Source organism: bacterium, assembly GCA_037143175.1.
Lineage (GTDB): Bacteria > Verrucomicrobiota > Kiritimatiellia > CAIKKV01 > CAITUY01 > JAABPW01.
This window is the reverse complement of the sequence record JBAWZF010000087.1, coordinates 1-5,991: the sequence shown is the minus strand read 5'-3', so window position 1 is coordinate 5,991 and position 5,991 is coordinate 1. Positions and strand designations below refer to the sequence as shown.

Annotated in this window: 6 protein-coding genes; all 6 read right to left on the bottom strand. The window is 54.7% G+C overall.

The features are described 5' to 3' along the window. Positions 1–8 precede the first annotated feature (8 nt). Positions 9–836 (bottom strand): glucosamine-6-phosphate deaminase, encoded by an 828-nt coding sequence (nagB, locus tag WCI03_14900; protein MEI8141140.1) that lies wholly within the window; start codon positions 834–836, stop codon positions 9–11. 3 nt (positions 837–839) lie between these two features. After that, complete coding sequence (locus WCI03_14895) at positions 840–1,913, bottom strand: Gfo/Idh/MocA family oxidoreductase (protein ID MEI8141139.1); 1,074 nt, start codon at positions 1,911–1,913, stop codon at positions 840–842. 15 nt (positions 1,914–1,928) lie between these two features. After that, positions 1,929–3,053, bottom strand: a complete 1,125-nt coding sequence (locus WCI03_14890; GenBank protein MEI8141138.1) for a DegT/DnrJ/EryC1/StrS family aminotransferase — start codon at positions 3,051–3,053, stop codon at positions 1,929–1,931. 49 nt (positions 3,054–3,102) lie between these two features. Beyond that, complete coding sequence (locus WCI03_14885; protein MEI8141137.1) at positions 3,103–3,957, bottom strand: PIG-L family deacetylase; 855 nt, start codon at positions 3,955–3,957, stop codon at positions 3,103–3,105. A 5-nt stretch (positions 3,958–3,962) separates the two neighbouring features. Then, entirely contained in the window at positions 3,963–5,336 is a 1,374-nt protein-coding gene (locus tag WCI03_14880; GenBank protein ID MEI8141136.1) for an ROK family protein, read from the bottom strand. Between the two features lie 64 nt (positions 5,337–5,400). Beyond that, on the bottom strand, positions 5,401–5,991 hold a 591-nt coding region (locus tag WCI03_14875; GenBank protein ID MEI8141135.1), incomplete at its 5' end, for a LacI family DNA-binding transcriptional regulator.

Sequence of the window (5,991 nt, the reverse complement as noted above, 5' to 3'; positions counted from 1 at the left end):
TTTAACGGTCAGGGTTGGCACCCCCCGAGCCCCTCCCCAGTGTCTGAATCGCAGAAACTCTGCCATTCAGGTTCGTTGGCAAAAATCCAGCGATAATATTCGATCCCTTCCAGATTTGCTGAGGCAGCCTCATCGGCAATAACTGTGCACCGGGGATGTAGTTGCAGGGCGGAACCCGTTACCATGGAGGTAATGGGCCCCTCTGTCGCCTTGGCGAGAATGGAGGCTTTACTGGCCCCCGTCACCAGCATAATGGCGCGTTTCGAGTCCAGAATGGAGCCTACGCCCATGGTGATGGCACGGCGGGGAACTTTACTGACGTCATTATTAAACATGGCGGAATTGGCCTGAAGTGTGGATAAAGTCAGAGCCTTTTCCCTTGTGCGGGATCGAAGAGATGAGAGCGGTTCGTTGAAGCCGATGTGGCCGTCATGGCCGATGCCTAGAAGTTGGATATCAATGCCACCCCGCTCCAAAATGGCGTGTTCATAACGTTGACACTCGGCCTCGAGGTCCGGGGCCGTTCCATTGGGTAGATAGGTATTCTTCAGGTTAATATCGATTTTGCTGAAGAGATGCAGATTCATGTAGTGCCGATAAGAGCCAGGATGCTCCGCAGGGATCCCAATATATTCATCGAGATTGAAGGTTCGGCAACTTGCAAAACTAAGCCCTTTTTCTATATGCATACGGGCGAGATGTCCGTAAACGGATTCCATTGTGCGGCCAGTGGCGAGGCCCAAAACGAGATCCGGCTTGCGCCGGATCTCGCGGGCAATGACGCGGGCGACCATCAAGGCCGCCGTATCACTATCAGGTTGAATAATTATTTCCATGCTTTAAACGTTGAATTCCTTGGCGTTCACCTCGGATGACACCATTACTTTACGGTCGGACAGAACATTTTTCAAGCCTTCCTGTTCATCCATTCCGGATATCAAGGGAAGGGCAATCTGCCCGCCTGCAATCGCGGATTGCTGCATGGCCAACATGATCTCGGCACCCTTGAAGGCGCTGTCGAATTGGCAGGGATGCGTTTTAATTCCGTCCAGCCAGTCGGCCATATCCTGGATATAAGGCGGCATATCGAGGTCATAGTTCATAACGCCTTCGCCGCTCTGAGCACCGTCGCGCTTGGTTACCGCGCGCCAGCCGCCATTGGTGAGCACTTCAGCGAACCCTTCGGTTCCCTGGGCACCCATACGGCATTTGCCCCACCATTTCGCTACTTCAGGTTGGTCGGGTGCCCCGGCGCCACATTCATAAATGCCGCGCACGCCGTTGGCGTACTGCACGAACCCAGCAATGTGATCGGGTGATGGATGGTTGTCCGTGAGCTTGCCGCGGCCGGCGGCCTGTCCCATGACCCAGGTGGCATCGGCCTCATCATTAAACCAGCGGGTATAATCGATGAGATGCGACAACATATGCGTCATCCAGCCCGTGGCGGAGCCGTACACGGTGTGTACGCGGCCCAGTGCGCCGCTGGCAATAATATCCTTAACTTTGCGATAATGAACACCATAGCGGTGTTGATGGCTCACAACTGCCTTGATCCCAGTCTTGGCGAGCAGGTCACGGATGACGAGCAATTCCTTGCTGGTTAGTGCGACAGGCTTCTCAAAGGCGATCAGTTTGGCGCCCCCTTCGATGGCGGCCTTGATCATAGGAGTGCGCAGATTGGGCATCGTGCAGAAGCAGAAGACATCGGGCTTCAGCTCTTTTGCGAGTGCGGAGACGTCCGTGCCGGTTTTGACGCCACCGCCGATTTTGGCGGCGGCAGCGTCCAGCTTGGAGGCGTCAATATCGCACAGGCCGGTCACTTTGAAGCGGGGATTGGCCTGAAAGGCGGTGGCATGATGCATGCCGCGTTTTCCCGCTCCAACGACCATTGCTGTGTATTGTTTTGCCATGAATGTTAACGCCCCTTAGGAGTTGGCTTTATCCCATTCCATCACCTTGCCAATGGTGTAGTCCACTTCGGCTTCGGTCAGTTCCGGGAACATCGGCAGGCTGATGCAGGTCGCTGCGTTATGTTCGGCGTTGGTCAGGGAGCCGACGGTGCGGGCACCCTTGCCCCATGGATAACCCGCTTGCTGGTGGATTGCGATGGAGTAGTGCGTCTTCGCATCCACGCCGTTTTCGTTCAACCACTTCAGGAAGGTGTCGCGTTTTGCGGGGTCCTTGACCTCGATAACGTACAGGTGCCACACGTGGCGGTAGCCCGGCTTCTGGTACGGCAGGTCGAAGGCCTTGGCACCCTTAAGGCCCTTGGTGTAGTGCTCGGCCAGTTTGATGCGGTTGTTGTTCCACTCGTGGATGTGTTTGAGTTTGGCGCTCAGGATGCCGGCCTGGATGTCGTCCAAACGGCTGTTGAAGCCGAAGCTGTGCACGTTGCGGGCGGGAGAGCCGTGGGCGCGGAGCAGCTTGGTCACGCGGTTGACCTGTTCGTTGTTGGTGACAATCGCACCGCCATCGCCGAAGCAGCCCAGGTTTTTCTGGATGATGAAACTGGTAGCCACGGCATCGGAGAGCTCGCCGATCTTGAAGGTATCGCCCGCCGCGTCAATGGCCTGGGCGTTATCTTCGATGACCCAGAGCTTGTACTTGTCGGCGATCTTTTTGATCGCAGGCATGTCAGCGCACTGCCCGTACAGATGGACCGGCATAATGCACTTCGTCTTGCGGGTGATGGCTGCCTCGATCTTGGCGGGGTCGATGCACTTGGTCTTGGGATCGCAGTCAATCATGACTACGGTCGCGCCGGCGATCCAGATGGCTTCCGCCGTGGCGAAGAAGGTGTTGGCGTTGGTGATGACTTCGTCGCCTTCGCCAATGCCCAGGGCCATCAGGGTCAGCCAGAGGGCGTCCGTGCCGTTACCGCAGGGGATGGAGTATTTCGTGCCGGAAAAATCGGCGAATTCCTTCTCAAACTGCTTGTTCATGGGGCCGTGGACATACTCGCCACTCTCAATGACCGTTTTGATATTGGCATCAATTTCTGACTTGATGTTGTTGTACTGGCGGACGTGACCGTAGAATGGAACTTTCATTTTTTCTTTCTTTCCTCTTTGTTGTTTTAACTAATGGTTGAGAGAATGTTTACTTGCCAAGCCGCGTCGATAATTTCTTTCGGACATCGCCTTCAAAAGCTTTGATATGGCTGGCGACGAACTCGATGATATTGTGTGACGGGTCGGTAATCAGGGGCGTCAGATCCATGCCGAAGATTACATGAGTGGCCTTGTCCGTGGCATGGGATTCAAAAAAAGTGGCATTCGCCTGACGGCGGCCCAGGGTGGCGAGGTCATAGCGCTTGCCGCCGGCGATTTGAGAGTCAAATACGCCGTTGACGGCTGCTGCGAGATTTTCATGCCGGCTTACGTCCATGACCACCTTTTGGGAATCGTTCATCCAGTCCAATCCGCGCCAGATTTCAGAGCCGATTACTTTTTGCGGGCGCTGGTCGGCGGGGAGTTCCCGGATCGCTTGAATGGTTGCAATGACGACGCCGAGGTGGGTGTCGTGTTTATCGGCAAGATTATGGGTGTAGACGACTTGGGGCCGGGTGGCCGCGAGGATCTCCTTCAGGTCATTTTTCACCAACTGGTCGGAGGGGCTTTTGACGGCACTGCTTGGGACATTGAGTTGAATCATCACGCCGTAGTGGCCCACTGTGGCGGCCGTGTTCTGCTCTTCCTGCCGGACGGTCATCATTTCAGCATCGGAGAACTGGCCGTACGGGCCGATCCGTGAACTGCCACCCCCGTTGGTGCAGGTCACACCTCCAAACCACAAGTCTCTGCTGTGATAACATTCCAGAATTCCGTGGAAGGCCATGAATTCAAGATCATCCTGATGGGCGCCGATTCCCAGATGCGTAATCCGCTTGAGGGCTTCGGCTTCAGGCTTTTGATCGGGTACAAATACTTTTGCTGACGGGCTCAGTAATTTCATCGATTTTATCCCTTTATCATCGGAAGACTCGCTGCGGCAACCGCTTGTCCAATGCGGCGGCTTTTTTCGTCCGGCACAACGATTTGAATACGGTTAGCAATCTCCGGGAATTCCAAATTCAAAACCTCACGAGCTTTGGCAAGAATGATGTCTCCGCCAGCGCCAGTTGTGACACGGCCCAGGATCAGGATATTTTTGTATTCGTAGAAATTGGCATAATGGGGAAGGGTGTAGCCCAAATATACGCCGATGGTTTCGTAAATCTTTACCGCCCGCGGGTCACCCTTGGCCATTAATTCCTGAACCATTTTCAAGCGTTCAGGGAGCCCCATGCCGGATGGGGCTTCGATGCCGGCAGCGGGCAGCAGCTTGTTTACGGCTTGCTGGGAAAAGTAGAGTGCCCCGACGCCGTGATCGCCGGACCATTCGTCAGCAGGTGCGCTGGCATTATAGTCCACGGGGGCAAAGGCCAGCTCGGAAAGCCAGCCAGTCATGCCGCCCTCGGGGTTCATGTAGCCCCCTGCCTCGCTGGAGCCCATGGCCACGCCAAGCATGGCGGTGGTGTTGAGAGACATGGCGCCCGCCAGCGCGGTGACATCCCCGTCATTGACGACTTCCATGGGAACGTTCCAGACCTCGCGGAGACGCAGGAAAATATTTTTGGCCTGATCAAACTTAGAGGCCGGTACTGCCCGGAATAATGAGGCAACCATGATCCGGTTGTTGACGATAACGCCGGCAGAGCTTCCCCCGATGGCGTCGACGCGGGGTAATTTGGCCGCTGCTTTCTTAAACCCTTCATTGATCAGGGTGAAATGATAATTCGGGTCAGGCTGATTTTTGGGATCCCATGGAAATTCGTCGGTATAGACGGCCTCACCGTTCAGAACGGCCGAAATTTTGTAATCGCTGGCCCCGAGATCAAAGCCGATACGGCAGCCATCCAGGTGCCCGCCCACAGTGGTGCTCATCTCGCGGGCGGCAGGAACCTTGTCGGCTTCGGTCAGCACGACTTCAAATGGCTTTTCGTAAACCTTACTCATCAGGTCTACATCGAAGGCACGTACCCCAGTGGTTGAATAACACTGTTTAATATACTCCCCGATGGCCTTGGGACCCCCGAAATGAATTTTCCACCCCCCGCGAGCCCACAGGATGAATTTTATAATACGCTCCACATAAAGCAGGGTATCGGGATTGGTATCGGGCTTGACGATTGTGGTGTAACGTGAAAGGAAACCTTCTTCCCGTTCCAGTCCGAGGATGAGGAGGACGGCCTGTCCGGAGGCTTTCGCTTCATCGATATAGCTTTGATTGAAGACAATAGCTGGCTGGAATCCCGGATCAAGCGGTGCTGGAATCGCAAGTTTTCTTTTCATGAAATCCACTTTTATCACGTGATAAATTGTTTTGCACGAATATTTGTGTTTTTTTAGGGTGAAACTATTCGAGACGGCGGGTGGATTCCCTGATCACTAGTTTGGGCTCCAGGATAAGGTGTTGGGATTCTCGCTTAGGATTCGCTTGCCGCTCGGTGAAGAATTGCCAGGCGGCCGTACACATGTCTTTGACTGGCTGAATCAGAGTTGTCAGGGGATATTCCAGATACTCCGTATCCTGGATTCCGTCGCACCCCATTAACGCCACGTCGGATGGAACATGCAAGCCCATGTCGCACAGGCCGCGATAGACGCCAACCGCCACGTCATCAGAATGACAGAATATCGCCTCCGGGCAACCCTGTTTGCCGACATAATCTTGAATCAATTGCCGCACAATGGGGCGTTGGAAGTCAGAGAGTGGATAATAGATGAATTCCGGTTTGAGTCCGGCCTGTTTCATGGTTTGCAGATACCCGTTACGGCGATCCTGTTCGTTGATTCCTTTTCGCACGAAAGTCATGTGGGCAATCCGGCGGCATCCTGTCGCGATGAGGTGGCGTGTGGCGTCAATGGCACCGCTCAGCAGGTCTACTTTTACGAAATCGGTTTTAGGGCAGCATTGGGCGCCCATACTGATGAGGGGGATGTTGGG